Annotated in this window: 19 protein-coding genes and 1 pseudogene; 15 read left to right on the forward strand and 5 right to left on the reverse strand. The window is 36.5% G+C overall.

Annotated elements, in window-relative coordinates; genetic code table 11:
• The first annotated feature begins 28 nt into the window (after positions 1–28).
• From larC to HWV59_RS08060, 6 genes and pseudogenes are all read left to right on the forward strand, one after another.
• Positions 29–1363 (forward strand): annotated as a pseudogene (gene larC, locus HWV59_RS27015) (nickel pincer cofactor biosynthesis protein LarC).
• A 206-nt stretch (positions 1364–1569) separates the two neighbouring features.
• Complete coding sequence (locus HWV59_RS08040; RefSeq protein ID WP_175638550.1) at positions 1570–2544, forward strand: efflux RND transporter periplasmic adaptor subunit; 975 nt, start codon at positions 1570–1572, stop codon at positions 2542–2544.
• Position 2545: 1 nt separating this feature from the next.
• Positions 2546–3286 (forward strand): ABC transporter ATP-binding protein, encoded by a 741-nt coding sequence (locus HWV59_RS08045; protein WP_328824322.1) that lies wholly within the window; start codon positions 2546–2548, stop codon positions 3284–3286.
• On the forward strand, positions 3225–4403 hold the full coding sequence (locus HWV59_RS08050) for an ABC transporter permease (protein WP_328824323.1): 1179 nt from the start codon (positions 3225–3227) through the stop codon (positions 4401–4403). Before HWV59_RS08045 ends, HWV59_RS08050 begins: the two co-directional genes overlap by 62 nt.
• 47 nt (positions 4404–4450) lie before the next feature.
• Positions 4451–4864, forward strand: a complete 414-nt coding sequence (locus HWV59_RS08055) for a hypothetical protein (protein ID WP_175638551.1) — start codon at positions 4451–4453, stop codon at positions 4862–4864.
• 49 nt (positions 4865–4913) lie between these two features.
• On the forward strand, positions 4914–6317 hold the full coding sequence (locus tag HWV59_RS08060) for a cadherin-like beta sandwich domain-containing protein (RefSeq protein WP_175638552.1): 1404 nt from the start codon (positions 4914–4916) through the stop codon (positions 6315–6317).
• A 74-nt stretch (positions 6318–6391) separates the two neighbouring features.
• Here the strand turns inward: HWV59_RS08060 and HWV59_RS08065 are convergent, their stop codons facing one another.
• Genes HWV59_RS08065 through HWV59_RS08085 form a run of 5 tightly spaced genes read right to left on the reverse strand, consistent with a single transcriptional unit; the run spans position 6392 to position 8710 of the window.
• Positions 6392–6691, reverse strand: coding sequence for a spore coat protein (locus tag HWV59_RS08065; protein ID WP_175638553.1), 300 nt, complete (start codon positions 6689–6691; stop codon positions 6392–6394).
• Between the two features lie 14 nt (positions 6692–6705).
• Positions 6706–6906, reverse strand: a complete 201-nt coding sequence (locus HWV59_RS08070) for a hypothetical protein (RefSeq protein ID WP_175638554.1) — start codon at positions 6904–6906, stop codon at positions 6706–6708.
• A 17-nt stretch (positions 6907–6923) separates the two neighbouring features.
• A complete protein-coding gene (locus HWV59_RS08075) occupies positions 6924–8060 on the reverse strand; it encodes a zinc-dependent alcohol dehydrogenase (protein ID WP_175638555.1) in 1137 nt (378 codons plus the stop codon).
• Positions 8061–8078: 18 nt separating this feature from the next.
• Positions 8079–8447 carry a spore coat protein gene (locus HWV59_RS08080; RefSeq protein ID WP_175638556.1) on the reverse strand — a complete coding sequence of 123 codons (369 nt, stop codon included), beginning with the start codon at positions 8445–8447 and terminating at the stop codon, positions 8079–8081.
• Positions 8448–8464: 17 nt separating this feature from the next.
• Complete coding sequence (locus HWV59_RS08085) at positions 8465–8710, reverse strand: spore gernimation protein GerQ (protein ID WP_102230124.1); 246 nt, start codon at positions 8708–8710, stop codon at positions 8465–8467.
• A 256-nt stretch (positions 8711–8966) separates the two neighbouring features.
• Here HWV59_RS08085 and HWV59_RS08090 point away from each other — a divergent pair, with 256 nt between their 5' ends.
• The 9 genes from HWV59_RS08090 to HWV59_RS08130 all read left to right on the forward strand — a co-directional run bounded on the left by HWV59_RS08090 (position 8967) and on the right by HWV59_RS08130 (position 17268).
• Positions 8967–9917, forward strand: a complete 951-nt coding sequence (locus tag HWV59_RS08090) for a sugar kinase (protein ID WP_175638557.1) — start codon at positions 8967–8969, stop codon at positions 9915–9917.
• Between the two features lie 12 nt (positions 9918–9929).
• Positions 9930–10568: a bifunctional 4-hydroxy-2-oxoglutarate aldolase/2-dehydro-3-deoxy-phosphogluconate aldolase gene (locus tag HWV59_RS08095; RefSeq protein WP_175638558.1), complete on the forward strand. Its 639-nt coding sequence runs from the start codon at positions 9930–9932 to the stop codon at positions 10566–10568.
• Positions 10569–10722: 154 nt separating this feature from the next.
• Complete coding sequence (locus HWV59_RS08100) at positions 10723–11487, forward strand: DeoR/GlpR family DNA-binding transcription regulator (RefSeq protein ID WP_175638559.1); 765 nt, start codon at positions 10723–10725, stop codon at positions 11485–11487.
• Positions 11488–11997: 510 nt separating this feature from the next.
• Positions 11998–13101 (forward strand): beta-galactosidase BglB, encoded by a 1104-nt coding sequence (gene bglB / locus HWV59_RS08105; RefSeq protein WP_175638560.1) that lies wholly within the window; start codon positions 11998–12000, stop codon positions 13099–13101.
• 90 nt (positions 13102–13191) lie between these two features.
• Positions 13192–14187, forward strand: coding sequence for a TRAP transporter substrate-binding protein (locus HWV59_RS08110; RefSeq protein WP_175638561.1), 996 nt, complete (start codon positions 13192–13194; stop codon positions 14185–14187).
• 14 nt (positions 14188–14201) lie between these two features.
• On the forward strand, positions 14202–14705 hold the full coding sequence (locus tag HWV59_RS08115) for a TRAP transporter small permease (RefSeq protein WP_102230249.1): 504 nt from the start codon (positions 14202–14204) through the stop codon (positions 14703–14705).
• 37 nt (positions 14706–14742) lie between these two features.
• Positions 14743–16041, forward strand: coding sequence for a TRAP transporter large permease (locus tag HWV59_RS08120; RefSeq protein WP_175638562.1), 1299 nt, complete (start codon positions 14743–14745; stop codon positions 16039–16041).
• 155 nt (positions 16042–16196) lie between these two features.
• Positions 16197–16586 carry a hypothetical protein gene (locus HWV59_RS08125; RefSeq protein WP_102230131.1) on the forward strand — a complete coding sequence of 130 codons (390 nt, stop codon included), beginning with the start codon at positions 16197–16199 and terminating at the stop codon, positions 16584–16586.
• Between the two features lies 1 nt (position 16587).
• A complete protein-coding gene (locus tag HWV59_RS08130) occupies positions 16588–17268 on the forward strand; it encodes a PspA/IM30 family protein (RefSeq protein WP_175638563.1) in 681 nt (226 codons plus the stop codon).
• Positions 17269–17315 lie beyond the last annotated feature (47 nt).

A 17315-nucleotide genomic window follows, 5' to 3' on the forward strand; every position in this document is an offset into this window, starting at 1 on the left:
CTGTTTTTCTGGAATTAGCGGTGACATGATGATTGGGGCTCTTATTGATGTTGGAGGAGACCCGGCATATCTTGTGGAAGAATTAAAAAAACTTAAAATAGATGAAGAGTATGAACTCCAATGGAAAAAAGTTGTTAAAAATGGTATTACTAGTACGAAATTTGATGTGATACTAAAAAATCAACATGAGCATGACCACCATGAACATGGACACACTCATGACCATGACCACCACCATGAACATGGACACACTCATGACCATGACCACCACCATGAGCATGGACACACTCATGACCATGACCACCACCATGAGCATGGACACACTCATGACCATGACCACCATCATGAGCATGGACATCACCATCATCACAGAACCTACAAAGACATCGTTAAATTAATAGAGTCTGCAGGGTTTTCAAGTGAAGTAACAGAAACAGCTTTAAAAGTTTTTAGAAAAATTGGTGAAGCAGAGGGGCATATACATGGTTTACCTCTTGATAACGTACATTTCCATGAAGTAGGTGCGGTTGATTCCATTATTGATATTATTGGTACGGCCATATTACTTCATCAGTTAGGTATTAAAAAGGTAAAATCGTCAGCTATTCCAGTAGGAACAGGAAGAATTCACATCGATCACGGAATTTATCCTGTACCAGCTCCTGCAACGTTAGAAATGTTAAAAGGTGTTCCAATCGAACAAAGTAATGTTAGATTTGAATTGACCACCCCAACTGGAGCTGCCATTGTATCGGTCCTCTCTGAAGAATTTTGTACACTTCCGTCCATGGAAGTAAAGGCAATCGGATATGGAGCAGGAACAAAAACATTTAAAGATCGACCAAATGTATTAAGAGTAGTAATAGGGGAATAGGTAACGGATAGGAGTAATTTCATGATTTCTCAACCACCACCAAACGAGGAACATATTGATGATCAAATGCTCAAAGTAGAAGTGAATCTTGATGATATTTCAGGAGAATGGCTTGGGTATGTAATGGATTTACTTTTTGAAGCAGGTGCAAATGATGTTTTTTATACACCGATTTATATGAAAAAAAATAGACCAGGTGTGTTACTTCAGCTTCTATGTCATCGTGAAAAACTTGGTACGATAAGAGAAGTTTTGCTAAAAGAAACCACAACTCTTGGTATAAGGTATTATCCCTTAACAGTATTTAGGGCAGAAAGGACGTTTAGGCAGGTTCAAACGGAATGGGGACCTGTAACTGTTAAGGAAGGGATGTATGATGGACAAGTTATCCAAAGGGCACCTGAATTTGAGGAATGTAAAAATATTGCGAGTACATATAAAATTCCTTTAAAGAAAGTATATGAACAGGTTTGGAAACAACTAGATTAGCGGGACTTTAATATAGAAGGCTTCAATTCCTTGGTTTACAAGGGATTGGAGCTTTTTTATTTGTATGTAAAAAAATGAAAAACAATTTTCCTCAAAAGTTTTTTTATGGCTTATATTTTTAAGGATTCGTTAAGGTTCACATTCTATAATCACTTCTGAAGTGAACATACGACTTAAACCAAACATTATAAATAGGAGGAATACTTGTGAAAAAGTGGATTTCAATTATCGTAATTATCATTCTAGCAGTAGGTGGAGGGGTTTGGTTTTTTCAAAGTAAACAAACAGCAACACCTGTTTCAGCACAAGCCATGACTACAACCGTTCAAAAAGGAGACATCCAGGTTGGGGTTAGTGGCTCAGGTACAGTTGCTTCTATTAATAGCTCTGATATCACAGCTGATTTAGAAGGAGAGGTTGAGGAAGTTTTAGTAGAGGTAAATGATGTTGTTGAAGCGGGAGACGAGCTTATTACTTTTACAGATGGAAGTGACCCGATTACAGCTGCTCATGCAGGTACAATTACGACCATTGATGTCGAAAGCGGTAGTCGTGTTCAAAATTCCCAAGTACTTGGTCATATCACAGATTATGAAACGTTAGAGACAGTGATTAGTATTGATGAGCTTGACATTTCGAAAATGAAAGTAGGACAAACAGCAGAAATTACAGCAAGTGCTTTTCCTGATGAAACATATGAAGGGACGGTAACAGAGGTTTCGAAAGAAGGAACGGCTGAGAACGGTGTTTCAAGCTTCAGTGTAACTGTACAACTAAAAGATCCAAAAAGCTTGTTAATTGGGATGTCAACAGAGGTCAACATCATTACAGAGAGTAAGCAGGATGTTCTTTATGTTCCAATTGAATCAGTAAAGGTGAATGGTGAAGAAAAATATGTGACCCTTCAAGAATCTGCTTCAAGTGATACTGAAGCAAGTACAACAGATCAAGTAGTTGAAACTGGAATTAATGATGATCAAAATATTGAGATCATTTCCGGTTTAACAGAAGGACAAACGATCCAGTTACAGGTTAATACGTCAACTGCAAGCGAATCTACTCAAGGATTCACAGGTGGAAATAGAGAGCAGGGATTCCCGGGTGCTGCTGGTAGTGGACAAGGATTCCCAGGTAATGGGGGACAAGGAATGCCGAGTGGAGCAGGAAGAGGTAATGAGTAATATGACGAAACCAATTATTGAAATTAAAAACATGTCAAAGTCATATGAGCTTGGCGATGAAACGGTACATGCCTTGCAGGATGTTTCCCTTCAAATAAATGAAGGGGACTTCCTATCCATCATTGGTCCTTCTGGTTCAGGAAAATCTACATTCATGAACATGCTTGGCTGCTTAGATACACCAGATGGAGGAGAGTACTTACTAGATGGAAAAAATGTCGCAACAATGAAAGATCAAGAGCTTGCTATGGTACGTAATGTGAAAATCGGGTTTGTCTTCCAACACTTCAATTTGCTAAATAAGCTGACAGCTTTAGAAAATGTTGAACTTCCCCTTGTTTATCGAGGAATGGGAGCGAAAGAACGTAGAGAAAAGGCTGCTTCTTGCTTAGATTTAGTGGGATTGACTGGGAGATACCAACATTTGCCAACTCAGCTTTCAGGTGGGCAACAGCAGAGGGTTGCGATTGCAAGGGCACTTGCGGGCAACCCTTCTGTCCTGCTGGCCGATGAGCCAACAGGTGCTTTAGATAGTAAGACAAGTAAAGAGGTCTTGCAATTGCTTAAAGAATTAAATGCAAAAGGACATGTGATCATTTTAATTACACATGATTTAGAGGTTGCAAAGCAAGCTAAACGGGTTGTAAGAATTCATGATGGTAAAGTTTTTGAAAATGGAGGTGACTGGTTTGAACCTGTTGGAATCAATCAAGATGGCGCTAAAGAGTATCAAAGGCAATAAATTAAGAGCTTTTCTTACCATGCTTGGAATTATCATCGGGGTTGCGTCTGTCATTACGTTGGTAGGCGTCGGTCAAGGCTCATCAAACTCAGTAACAGAGGAAATTGGTAGTCTTGGAACAAATCTATTAACTCTTAGTGTAACAGATACCGAATCAGTTTCATTAAAAGAAGATCAGCTTGAGCAATTTACTGTATTAAATGGAATTTCAGAAGTAGCTCCGATCGTTTCGGGAAGAATAACAGCAATATATGGTGAGAACTCTACACAAGTTTCAATTACGGGTACGACTTCATCCTATTTAACTGTTAGAGATTTATCACTAAGTCAAGGTCGGTTCTTATCTGACATGGAGAATGAGTTAAGACAAAAAGTGGTTGTATTAGGCTCGGATACTGCTTCAACTTTGTTTCCGAATACAAATCCAATTGGAGAGAGTATTCAAATAAATGGAGTATCTTTTAAGGTTATTGGTGTACTTGAATCTGTAGGTAGCTCACTTGGAACAAGCGGTGACAGTGTCATCATTGCTCCTCTTTCTACAACACAAAGAGTCACGAAAAATACAACGATAGGCACGATTTATTTAAATGCACAGGACGAACAAATGGTAGACAGAGCGAAATTTCAAGTACAAGGTGTGATGACGACACTATTTCCAAATCTAAGTGATTATTATTCGGTATCAAGTCAAGAGGATTTAATGGAAACAATGACATCTGTTTCAGATACCATGACAGTTATGTTGGGCGGCATCGCAAGTATATCCTTGTTGGTAGGCGGAATTGGTGTCATGAACATTATGCTTGTCTCGGTATCTGAGCGAACAAAGGAAATTGGGATCAGAAAAGCAATTGGTGCAAACCGCAAATCAATACTTCTTCAGTTCCTAATTGAGGCAGTTGTTTTAAGTGTAATTGGCGGACTTATAGGGGTTGTATTAGGTTTAGGTATTTCAAAACTAATTGAGTTATTCTCTAGTCTGTCCATATCGTATTCACCAACAGTTACATTATCAGCTTTCTTATTCTCTTTTGCCATTGGGATTATTTTTGGAGTATTCCCTGCAAATAAAGCTTCTAAATTAAATCCTATTCAGGCTTTGCGTCAGGAGTAACTAAACATTTTTAAAAGAAGAAAAATTCAATAGGGAGTGACTACTCAATGATAAAAATGATGAACTTGGTAGGAGTTTTGGCATTAGTACTGTTACTTATTCAATCAACGATAGGAATCATAAATTATTCTTCGACGGGAACGCCACAAGGATTTCCGGATAGAGGTAGCTTTAATGCTGAGGGAGGTAATGGCTTCGGTGGTACACCAACTCAAAATACTGAAGAAGGAACAAATTCAACTAATTCCAGTGCTCAAGAAAAAAGTATAGATGCATCAAGTCAGAATGGTCAAATGCAGATGAATAGAGGACCTCAAGACAGTTCTTTATCTACCGCTTTACGAAGCATTGAAAACGGTATTCCTGGATTTGTCATAAATTGCTTATCTCTTGGATTAGGTATTGTGTGGATTCTTCTATTTTTTCTTACAAGAAAAAAGCAACAAAGTTTAGTGGTTTAAGTTTTTAATAGACTAAAGACAAAATACTATTTCTAAGAGGTGAAGCTAAATGAGAAAACAGTTAGGAATAAAGTTAATTGCTGCCGGCACGATCATTGGTGCCAATGTTTCAGCCTATCCAATAGCTCACGCAAATGCAGAGGAAATAACCATTCTAGAGAACGCTGCTGAATTACAATCAGTATCAATTGAAGAATTTAACTTGGATCAAGAATTTTCACCTGATGTAAAAGAATATACGGCATCAGTTGAGAACGATATTAAAACAATGAATCTATTAGTAGAGAAAAAAGAGGAAGCAGCTGCAATTACAGTTAATGGAGAAGAAATTGACAGTGGAGTAAAAATAAGCTTACCACTATCAACAGGAGAGAATGAATTTGTAATTACTGTTACAAATGGAACTGAAGTATCTTCTTATTCGATTGTGGTTGTTCGAGCAAAAAATGATAATAACCAGCTTTCAAATCTATCTTTATCCAACGGGAACTTTAATTTTGATCCGGAAAAGACGGACTACCATATAGAAGTAAAAAACGGAATTAGTAAATTAACCCTAAAGCCTAATGCAGAAGCCGATACGTCAGCAGTAACAATTAATGGAACTAACGTCAAAGGTGGTGACGGATATGAGGCACAACTGCCTGTTGGTTCTACGACATTTACGATCATTGTAACAGCAGAGAACGGCAACAAAAAAACATATACTGTCACTGTTGTAAGGGAAGCTGAGCAAACTTCAAGTTCAAACGACATAGAGGAAGAAAAAGAACAATCAGTTCAAGATCAGCCAACTGCTGAAACATCTTCAAAAAGCAATAACTCGGAAGCTACTCCAACACAGGCAGAGTCAAATAATCGCGGAACAAACAGTTTTGCAAATGTTGATGTATTGGCAGTCTCAAACGATAGTAGTACAAAAAGTACCGAAAGTTTTGGATCATCTTCTACAACAAGTATGAGTGAAACAAAGACAACAGCCAATCTTGACTCATTATCTGTTTCGGGCGGTACCTGGAACAAGACGTTTTCTTCTGATTCGTACACGTATCATATCTCTTTAGAAAACGATGTGAAAACTCTCACTTTATCTGCTGACTCAGAGGAATCAAGCGCGGAAATTTTTATTGAAGATGAGGCGATCTCTGATAATTCGACAGTAACAATTGGAGATAAAGCAAAAACAGCCGTTTCTATCGTTGTCAAAAACGATGCGGATCGCAAAACATATGTATTAATCTTTGAAAAGGATATAGAAGAAGGTACGACTGAGGAGAAAGAAACCAGTGATAATACAGAAACTGAGACAACAACTGTTTCGTCAAAAACAGATACTGAAGATACTGAAAGCATGAAAGAATCAACAGCGAATAATCAAATGAATGTTCGTGCTGAAAGACAAACAGAAAATCCTTCTTTTTGGCAAAAACTTTTATCATTTTTCGGTTTATAGTTCATTAGTTAGTAAACACATATTAGTAGAGGAACGTTTACATTAACAAATTGAGAACGTCCTCTACAAGTGTATTATAAAGTCGGTAGGTTCATAGCAGTGTGTATGTTTTTTAGATTTAACTCAATTTGTTCATTTGTGTCAAATGCATGGTACCAGCCTTTTGAAACCATGTAAGCGGAGATTTTTTCATGCATGTCAAGTGCTTCCTCTAAATGGCGAGTAAGAGTATGCTTTATTTCAGGGGTACCTGATTCAGTTAATGCCATTGCATAATTTCTAACTCCACTTTTTGCAGAAATCAATAAATCCATTGCGACAACTTGATCTGTTAATGCCTTCATACCAGTTAAACTTTCAAAGATTGAGTTCATGATATCATCTCCAATTAGTGCATTTCTTTTGCTTTTGATAAAATAGACGAGTATTCTTCTAACTGTCTCGTTGATGTATTAATATCCTGTTGCATGATCTCTTTTAACTCCGGGTCGGACACTAGAGCTCTCATTGTTTTGGACTTCGTTAAACAGGTTGTCTTAAATGCTGCCATTTCCTGAACTTCGAGCACTTCATGTAAAGCGTAATCCAAACTGCATTCTCCTTTCGTTATGGTTTTAAAACGACTTTAATACAATTATCTGTTTTGGTGTCAAATATTTCATAACCATGTTTCGCTTCACTCAAGGGGATAACATGACTGACCACATCGCCCGGATCAATTTTACCTGTTGATACTAATTCAAACATATAAGGCATGTAGTGAATAACAGGAGCCTGACCGGAACGGATATTCACGTTACGCTGCATAATATCTCCTAATGGAAAACCGTTATATCTTCCTCCATAAATACCTGTAATTTGAATGGTGCCGCCTTTTCGAACAGCTTGAGAGGCAATGACAAGTGCACTCATTGTTCCACCTTGAAGTTTTAACCCTGATGCAAGGAATTCTAAATCATTCATTTTGCCATCCATCCCAACAGCATCTATAACGACATCAGCTCCACCTAGCGTGATTTCTTTGAGATAGTTCCCCACATTTTCTTTGCTTTCAAAGTTAACAATCTCTACTTTGTTTGTTCGTTTTGCATGCTGCAATCGATAATCAACATAATCAACAGCTATGACACGCTTTGCTCCTTTTAACCAACAAAACTTTTGAGCGAAGAGACCAACAGGTCCACATCCAAGGACAATAACCGTATCGCCATCTTTCACACCTGCATTGTCAACACTCCAATAGCCAGTGGTCATGGCATCTGAGATCACACTTAGCTTTTCATCAGGTTCTTCACAGGATTCTGGAATCTTAAAGTGAGTAAAATTAGCAAAAGGGACTCTCAAATATTCAGCTTGGCCCCCAGGGTAACCACCTGTATTACCTGAATAACCGAAATAGGCGCCCATTTCTCCATTATCATTCGAGTTATCACATTGACTCTCTAGTTGATTTTTACAGTAGTGGCATTCACCGCATGCAATATTAAAAGGAATAATGACACGATCTCCCTTTTTTACTTTTGTGACACCTGGTCCAGTCTCTTCAACAATACCCATCGGTTCATGTCCGATTACATAGTTTTCCTGCATATTAGGTATCATTCCATGAATTAAATGTAAATCAGAACCGCAAATGGCTGTACTTGTTACTTTAATAATCATGTCGTCCGGCTTTAGGATTTTTGGATCTTCAACTTCTTTCACTTCAACATTTTTAATGCCTTGATATGTTACAGCCTTCATGTTATTAAACCTCCAATGTTAATGTTCATCAGGTGTACGATCGAACATGCCTTTACGATTTGTCCCATTTGGGAATAAATTCATGTTTCCAATCATTTTTGTATTGTTGGCTGATAGCTGATCCAATTGATATTGTTCTTTTAAGTCATGAGGGTGAAACCATTTTTTTTCAACCATAAGGTCAGTAATTTCTTGATGCATGGCTATGCCTTGCATAAGTTGTTTACGTAATATAGCTCTTAGATCAGGGGAAGAGGTTTCCGTTAAAGCTGCTGCAATATTTCTTACTCCTTCTTTAGCTCGAATAAGAAAATCCATCGCAAAGGTGGTATCTGCAAGTTCGGGGACATGTAAAGAATTTATTGGATCTAAGTAATCATTGTTCACAGCATTTACCCTCCTTTTTAGTTTATGATTGGTGTTGGACGATTTTGTGGAACAGGAGCCTCAAATGGTGCACGTTGATAAACAGCCTGTAATTCAGTAAGTGCCTGAATGGATTGTTCTACATCTTTTTGCATGAGCTTTTTAAGATCATCATCAAAAACAAGACCTTGCATTAGCTTTGATTTTGCTACGCAAAGTGTCTTAAAGTTAATTATTTCATGTAAATCTAATGACTCGTGTGGAGCTAAAGAATTACCATTCATTATAAGTAAACCTCCAATATGAAATATCTGTTGGTATTTTTCCCGACTATTGGTGTTTCAGACTGAGAATTTTTGTAAGTAGAGTTATCTTATTAGAGTAATTGAGGGGAGAAAATGTATAGTGACACACCGACTAAAACATTTACATTATTTATAAAAAGTATAGAGAAATTCTCCAACAAACTATATACTATACATAAGTGAACAAAAAAGATAATTTGTAAACAAAAATAAACTCGGTTGGTGGGGGATTTATATGGATGTTGTAACAATTGGGGAATCAATGGTTGTTTTTACTCCAATGAGTGACGGTTTCATGAGAAACGCTTCTCAATTTTCAAAAAAAATTGGGGGAGCAGAGTCAAATGTTGCAGTTGGTCTTGCAAGATTAGGACATCAAGTAGGATGGATCAGCAAACTTGGTGATGATGAATTCGGAAAAGCTATCCTCGCCTGTTTAAAAGGGGAAAATGTTGATGTAAGTCAGGTAACTTTTGATTCTGATGCACCAACAGGGATATATTTTAAGGAGCCGAGAAGACAGAATAGTACAAGAGTTTACTATTATCGGAAGGGCTCTGCAGCGAGTAAGCTTTCGCCAACTAATCTTAATCAAGAATATCTTGGCAAAGCTAAATATCTCCATATCACCGGTATTACTCCGGCATTAAGTGAAAGCTGTAAGGAAACTGTTTTTGAAGCAATAAGGTTAGCCAAAGAAAATGGAAGTACAATTGTTTTCGATCCAAATCTTCGTACAAAGCTTTGGGACGAGGAAACAGCAAGAGACACATTGCTAAAGATGGCAAGGGAAGCCGATATTGTGTTGCCTGGTGTGGATGAGGGAGAATTTTTATTTGGAGAAAGTGATCCTAAAAGACTCGGAAATTTATTTTTGGAACAAGGTGCAAAAGTTGTTGTCCTGAAAATGGGAGCTGAGGGTGCGTATTATTTCACAGGAAAAGATAGCGCTTTAATTCCGGGGTTTCCTGTTAAACAGGTCGTGGATCCTGTTGGAGCAGGAGATGGTTTTGCGGCAGGTTTTCTATCAGGATTACTTGATGGGTTAGAAGTGGGCAAAGCAGTTGAACGTGCAAATGCTGTTGGTGCTTTAGTAACAATGGTTAATGGAGATGTTGATGGTTTACCTGAAAGAGATGAAGTAGAGCAATTACTAAATAAAAACAGTGAAGATGTTGTTCGATAAGGAGAGAATAAAATGAGTCATATTGATATTATAAAGGAAACTGGAGTAGCAGCCGTTATTCGAGGGGCAACAACTGACAATATTATTGCTATTGCTGAAGCGTTAAAAGCGGGTGGAGTAAAGGTATTAGAAATAACTGTTGAAACACCAGGTGCATGTGCAGCAATTGAAAAAGCATCTTTAGAACTTGATGATGTTCTTGTAGGGGCTGGCACTGTTCTCGATGCTGAAACAGCACGAATTGCCATTATGTCTGGAGCGAAATTTATTTTTTCTCCTACGACAAATAGTAAAACAATTGAAATGGCCAAAAGATATGGAGTTGTGAGCATTCCTGGTGCGTTAACACCAACTGAAATCCTTACTGCTTATGAAAACGGAGCAGATTTAATTAAAGTATTTCCGGCAAATGTATTTGGACCAAGTTATATTAAAGATATTCATGGGCCTCTGCCTCAAGTTCCCCTTATAACAACTGGTGGAATCTCTGTAGATAATGTAGGTGAATATATTAAAGCAGGTGCAGCTGGAGTTGGAGTTGGCAGTTCGTTAGTAAATACGAAAAAGGAACTAACATCAGCTTACTTAAGCGAAATCACAACAACTGCAGCCAAGTTTATTAAAGCGGTGAAAGAAGCAAGAGGAGAATAACTCATAATTGGCAACCATTCGTTTATGAAGGTTGCTTTTTGTGAACCTCTAAATAGGATATACCATTATTCATACAAAAAATGATATATTGTTTGTTTTTGTATGAACTTATCCTATAATGTTATAGAAAATGTTTAAATTACGGGGGAACAATATGCTTGCTTTAGAACGGCATGAAAGAATTTTAGATCAATTAGATAAAAATAAAATTGTGAAAGTGTCAGAGCTTAGTAACCTTTTAGGTGTTACAGAAAAAACAATTCGTGGAGATCTTGAGCTCTTAGAAAATAAAGGATTGTTGAATCGCATACATGGTGGTGCAGTTATAGCTGAGGACGCCGGGAAAATGCTTCCGATAGCTGAGCGTCAGTCAGGTCATAGTGAGGTAAAGCTTGCTATTGCAAGAGAGGCATTTAAATTAATTCAACCAAATGAAACAATTTTAATGGACGGTGGAAGTACTACACTTGCTATTGCTGAGTTATTAGGTGATTTTCCTATAACCGTTATTACAAACGACTTAAAGATTGCGAATGTACTGCTAACTAAAACCAATGTTCAATTAATGGTTTTAGGAGGAATGAGGATCGACAAATCTTCCTCTTTAATGGGGGCGCAGGCAACAGAAATGCTTAGTCGTATGAGAGTAAACAGATTATTCTTCGGAACAACAGGCGTGTCAGTCGATCATGGTTTAACGGTATTTAATAGTATTCACGCTGACTGGAAAAAGCAAATTATTAGGTGTGCCGATCAAATTACATTGTTAGCAGATTCAACAAAATTTGAAAAGGTGGCCCTCATTCAATTTGCTGCACTGGAAGAAGTGAATGAAATTGTAACAGACTCTAATCTTGATCACCTTGTTCTAGAAAAATTCCAAGAAAAAAATATTCGACTTCATCTTGCGAAAATATAACGAGTTTTCATTTTTGTTAAAGGGAGCTGGAGATAAGGAGAAAAAAGATGATAACGATTTTATCGTTGTCATCTTTTTTGTTTGTGCTATAATAAAACCATATCAAACAAAAACAAACATAAACAAATAATAACAAACAGATGAATGCATTAGTTTTCTTCAAGTATTTCGATTAGACGAGAGGAAAAGATAATTTAGAACTGTATAAAATATTTGGAAAATAGTATTTATAGACACTGAATAAGAAATACTAAAGAGCTGGAATGCTACTAATAAAACCTTATATAAAGAGGGAAAACTGATTTCTATTCTCTTAATTATTTAGAAAATTACCTAAAATTCCATTGACCAGAGAAAATATTTTCTTTATAATCAAAAGGGAAATAAGTAAACAAAAACAGAAATAAATAAACAGTCCCAAAAGGGAAAGAAAACACATTGCGGAAAAAAGTAAAAATGAAAACGTTTAATTAGGGAATATGTTGAACTTAAAATGGGAGGGAACAAATAATGGTACAAAAACAAGTATCTCTTGAAAAAATTGACGTCTTAAATTATATAGATGTATTAATGGATAATCTTTCACAAATTAAAGATGATACGGGTGAATTCTTATTAAACTTTGATGGTTTAGTTGTTGATGATAAAAGCTGGAATGTTTGGAATTGGCCACAAGGTGTTGGGCTTTATGGAATATTTAAATATTGGAAACTAACAAATGATCAGAAGGCTTTAAAAATTATAACAGATTGGTTTAATGCTAGATTTAAAGAGGGTGTACCGCCTAAAAATGTTAACACAATGGCTCCACTCCTTACCTTAGCATTTTTGTATGAAGAAACGAAGGATCAGACATTTGTGCCATACTTAGAAAGCTGGGCTGAATGGGTTATGTATGATATGCCCCGTACAAAGGAAAATGGTCTTCAGCATATGACATATGGACCTGAAAATAAAAATCAGCTGTGGGATGATACATTAATGATGACGGTATTACCTCTAGCGAAAATTGGAAGGCTTTTCAATAAACAAGAATATATCGAAGAAGCTAAAAAACAATTCTTAATTCACATCAAATACTTAAGTGATCGAAAAACAGGTCTGTGGTTTCATGGCTGGACATTTGAAGAAAATCACAATTATGCAGAAGCTTTATGGGGACGAGGAAATTGTTGGATTACAATTGCAATTCCAGAAATTATTGAAATACTGGATTTACAACAGGGAGATTTCTTAAGAGAATTTTTAATAGATACGTTACAAAGACAGGTTGAGGCATTAGCTGAATATCAAAATGAAAGCGGATTATGGCATACCTTAATTAATGATAAAACTTCTTACTTGGAAGCATCTGCAACAGCAGGATTTGCCTATGGTATCTTAAAATCTATCCATAAACGTTATATTAGCCAAGAGTACAAGGATGTAGCTTACAAAGCGATCAAAGGCATTGTAGAAGAAATTAATGAAGATGGTGCCTTACAAAAAGTGTCTGTAGGAACAGGTATGGGAGATTCATTAGAGTTTTATAAAGAAATTAAAATCACGACAATGCCATACGGACAGTCTTTAGCTGTACTTTGCTTGGCTGAATTCTTATATGAGTATATCTAAACTAAAAAGAGTGTAAATCCTTAATTTTTAATAGACTTGGTTCATCAGATTCCAAGTCTATTAAAAACATAGGCACAAGGGGGACAAAAAATGAAGAAGGTCATTCCTATTATCATAATAGGCTTATTGTCTATTATTTTAATTACTGGTTATAGCAAAAATGAGAACGATTCCATAGTTTTACGATTTGCTTATGCAAGTAATAGCCAACCAGTTAAAGATGCGATGGCTGAGTTTGGAAAGCTTCTATCTGAAAAAACAAATGGTGAAGTAACAGTTGAATATTTTCCAGATAGTCAGCTAGGCGGGGAACGGGAATTGATTGAATTAACACAAACAGGTGCAGTAGATATTACGAAGGTTAGCGGATCAGCATTAGAAAGCTTCTCTAATCAATATTCAATATTCGGTCTTCCATATTTGTTTGAAAATGAAGAACATTTTTACCGAGTTATGGATAGTGATCTTGTCAAACCGATTTATCAATCAACAGAAAAGTTGGGATTTGTAGGGTTAACCTATTATGATTCAGGACAAAGAAGCTTTTACATGACAGACGGACCTATTGAGACGCCAGATGATTTAAAAGGAAAGAAAATTAGGGTTATGCAAAGTCAAACGGCAATAAAAATGGTTCAACTGCTAGGTGGTTCACCAACACCTATGGATAGTGGCGAGGTCTATACTTCTTTGCAGCAAGGGATCTTAGATGGTGCAGAAAATAATGAGTTTGCCATTACAGAAGCTGGACATGGTGAAGTAGCAAAATATTATTCATATGATGAACATACAAGAGTACCAGATATAATGGTTATCAATAAAGAAACATTAGAAGGTCTGACAAAAGATCAACAAGAGGCTGTATACGAGGCGGCAAGAGAGTCTACAGAGTTTGAAAAAGTTGTTTGGAAGGATGCTGTAGATCAAGCAAAAGAAAGATCAGAAAATGAGTTTAATGTGGTTTTTAATGATGTTGATAAAAAACCATTCCAAGTAGCGGTGCAGCCGTTACATGATGAGTTTGCTAAAAATGAAACGTTTAAAAAGCTATATAAAGAGATCATGAAAATGAAGGAAAATAAATGATAGAGGGCGATACGATGAGATATGTAAAGAAAAGTGTCGATAGAGTCATAGAATTTCTGACGTGTGCTTTATTCTTAGTTATGATAGCGGTTGCAAGTTGGCAGGTATTAAGTCGTTTTATTTTGAAAAACCCTAGTACATTTACAGAAGAGCTGTTAAGGTATAGTTTAATTTGGCTTGCTATGCTGGCAACTGCTTATGTTGTTGGAAGAAGTGAGCATATTGCCATTACATATTTGAGAGACCGTTTAGATGAAGATTCTGCAAAGAAATTAGATATTGTCATTCAAGCATTTTTCCTATTATTCTCAGCAACGGTTATGGTATATGGTGGTGCAAAGGCAGTATCTCTAACGATGGCCCAGATTTCTCCAGCACTCCATTTGCCGATGGGATATGTATATTTGGCATTACCTTTGTCAGGAGTATTCATTCTTTTTTATAGCGTGATTAATATACAGGAGATTAAAAATAGGAAGAAAAAAGTTATTATAATTGAAGAGAAAAAAGCATGCTAATACGTGAAGTTCCATTAAATGAAAGTAGGTGAGATATATGGAGTTACAAGCTAGTTTAATATTAATTAGCGTGTTTGCCGTCCTTATGTTTATAGGTATACCCATTGCTATTAGTATAGCTGCTGCATCACTTGCAACAGTTATCATTGTTTTACCTTTTGATGTGTCATTATTTACATCTGCACAAAAGATGATTACAAGTTTAGATAGCTTTTCCTTATTGGCAGTTCCATTTTTTATCTTGTCAGGGATTATTATGAATAATGGTGGAATCGCTATCAAACTAGTGAATTTAGCTAAGTTGTTAGGTGGAAGAATACCTGGTTCATTGGCTCATACGAATATTATTGGAAATATGTTTTTTGGATCTATATCCGGTTCTGCAATTGCTGCATCAACAGCAATTGGAGGGACGTTAATACCTTTACAAGAAAAAGAAGGCTATGATAAAACATTTTCAGCTGCAGTAAATATTGCATCAGCTCCAACAGGAATGTTAATCCCTCCTAGTTCGGCATTTATTATCTTTTCCTTAATAAGTGGAGGAACTTCTATAGCTGCTTTATTTATGGGTGGTTATGTTGTAGGGATTTTATGGGGATTAGCTGTTATGATAGTGGCTTATATTATTGCAAAGAAGCATAAGTATCCAATAGCACCAAGGGTTTCTTTTAATGAAGGCAAAAGGATCATCATCGAAGCAATTCCTAGTTTATTATTGATTGTGATAATTATCGGGGGGATACTATCAGGTATTTTCACAGCAATAGAGGCATCAGCAGTTTGTGTGGTTTATTCATTATTTTTAGCTTTACTATTTTATCGGTCAATATCTCTTAAGCAATTACCAAGTGTTTTAATAGAAGCAGTAAAAATGACAGGAGTCATCATGTTTTTAATTGCTGCATCATCAGGTATGTCCTTTGTTATGGCGTTAACAGGATTACCGGAGGCGATTAGTAATCTAATTTTAGGAATCTCAGATAATAAATTTGTTATTCTAGCATGTATTACGATTATTTTATTGTTGATTGGTACGTTTATGGATATCGCACCAGCTATACTAATATTTACGCCAATCTTCTTACCAATCGCTACAAACTTAGGAATTGATCCAGTTCACTTTGGAATATTCTTTATTTTCAACTTATGTATTGGGACCATTACACCGCCTGTCGGTACAGGGTTATTTGTAGGTGCCAGCATAGGGAAGGTTAAGATCGAAAAACTTCTCAAACCATTAGTACCGTTTTATGTTGCGATCATTGCGATTGTTGTGTTAGTTACATATATCCCTCAAATAAGTTTATTCTTGCCTAATCTATTTGGCTTATAGAAGATGATTCTTTTAAGACCTTATACCATTTAATGGTATAAGGTCTTTTTTTGATAGAGTAGCAAAATTTTTCTTGAGACCCCGTTTCCTTTCACCGTTTTTTCACCAAACTCTACTATTCTATACACATCGAGAACGAAAGGAGGAAAGAAACGATGAAGAAAACAGTATTCTGGGGTGCAATTATTACACCAATGGTTTTGGGAGTCTATTTTTTGGTCGGAGGTTATAGCGCTCTAGCAGCAGGGCCACATGGACACGGACCTGGAGGGATGAGCCCACGAGGAGGATTTGGTGGGCATCACCAAATGTATGGTCCTCAGCATGGAGGTTTTTCCTGGATTAGCTTTCTCATTTTCCTTATTATTGGGATCGCTATATTGATTCTTTTAGTGAAAATGCTTAGAAGAAAAGCAAAGACTTCATCTATGCAACAGTTAATTGATACATCACTTATGTCTTCACATAAACCTGTTATCAACCAAAATGAAAATATTTTAGATCAGTGGGAAAGAAACATAACGACTAAAAAGGAGAATAACTAAAATGGGAATTTTTAAAAGGATTAAAACAATTGCAAAGGCTGATATGAATAGTTTGCTTGATAAGGCAGAAGATCCGATCGCAATGTTAAATGAATATTCGCGTGAGATGGAGCAGGAAATGGTAAAAGCTCAGAAGGCCCTTTCCCGTCAATTTTTTGTGGAAAATAAACAGGCTGCTCTGATTCTTGATACAAAGAATATAATTGATAAAAGAACAAGACAAGCTAAGCTGGCTATTCAACATGAAGATGAACAAATGGCGAAATTAGCTGTTCAGGAAAAGTTAAATTATGAAAAGCAACTTAATGTTTTTCAGCAGCAATATGGGTCTATTCAAGGACAAACCAAAATGCTAAAGGACAAGCTGCAAGAACTTCAGGAAATTCACAGTGAATTACAACATAAAAAGGTTCTGTTAGCATCAAGAGTAAACGTGGCTCAGTCAATAAAACAAATTCAGAATGCCACTGCATCATTCCAAACTGACACAATATCCAGAGGAGTAGCCCGTGCTGAGGAACGTATATTATTAATGGAAGCAGAGGTCCAAGCCGGCGATCAATTTACGAGTCCTTTAACTCAGCATGATGCTTACTATCGTAACTATGTGAATGAGGATGAATTGAACAATGAACTTGAAAAGCTAAAAAATCAAGATGAAAGCCAAGTAAAAGAAGGTTAATAAAATATTTTGTAAAGAAGCACTAGCTGTACTCCCCTGTAAATTGG

The organism is Metabacillus schmidteae (assembly GCF_903166545.1).
Taxonomy (GTDB): domain Bacteria; phylum Bacillota; class Bacilli; order Bacillales; family Bacillaceae; genus Metabacillus; species Metabacillus schmidteae.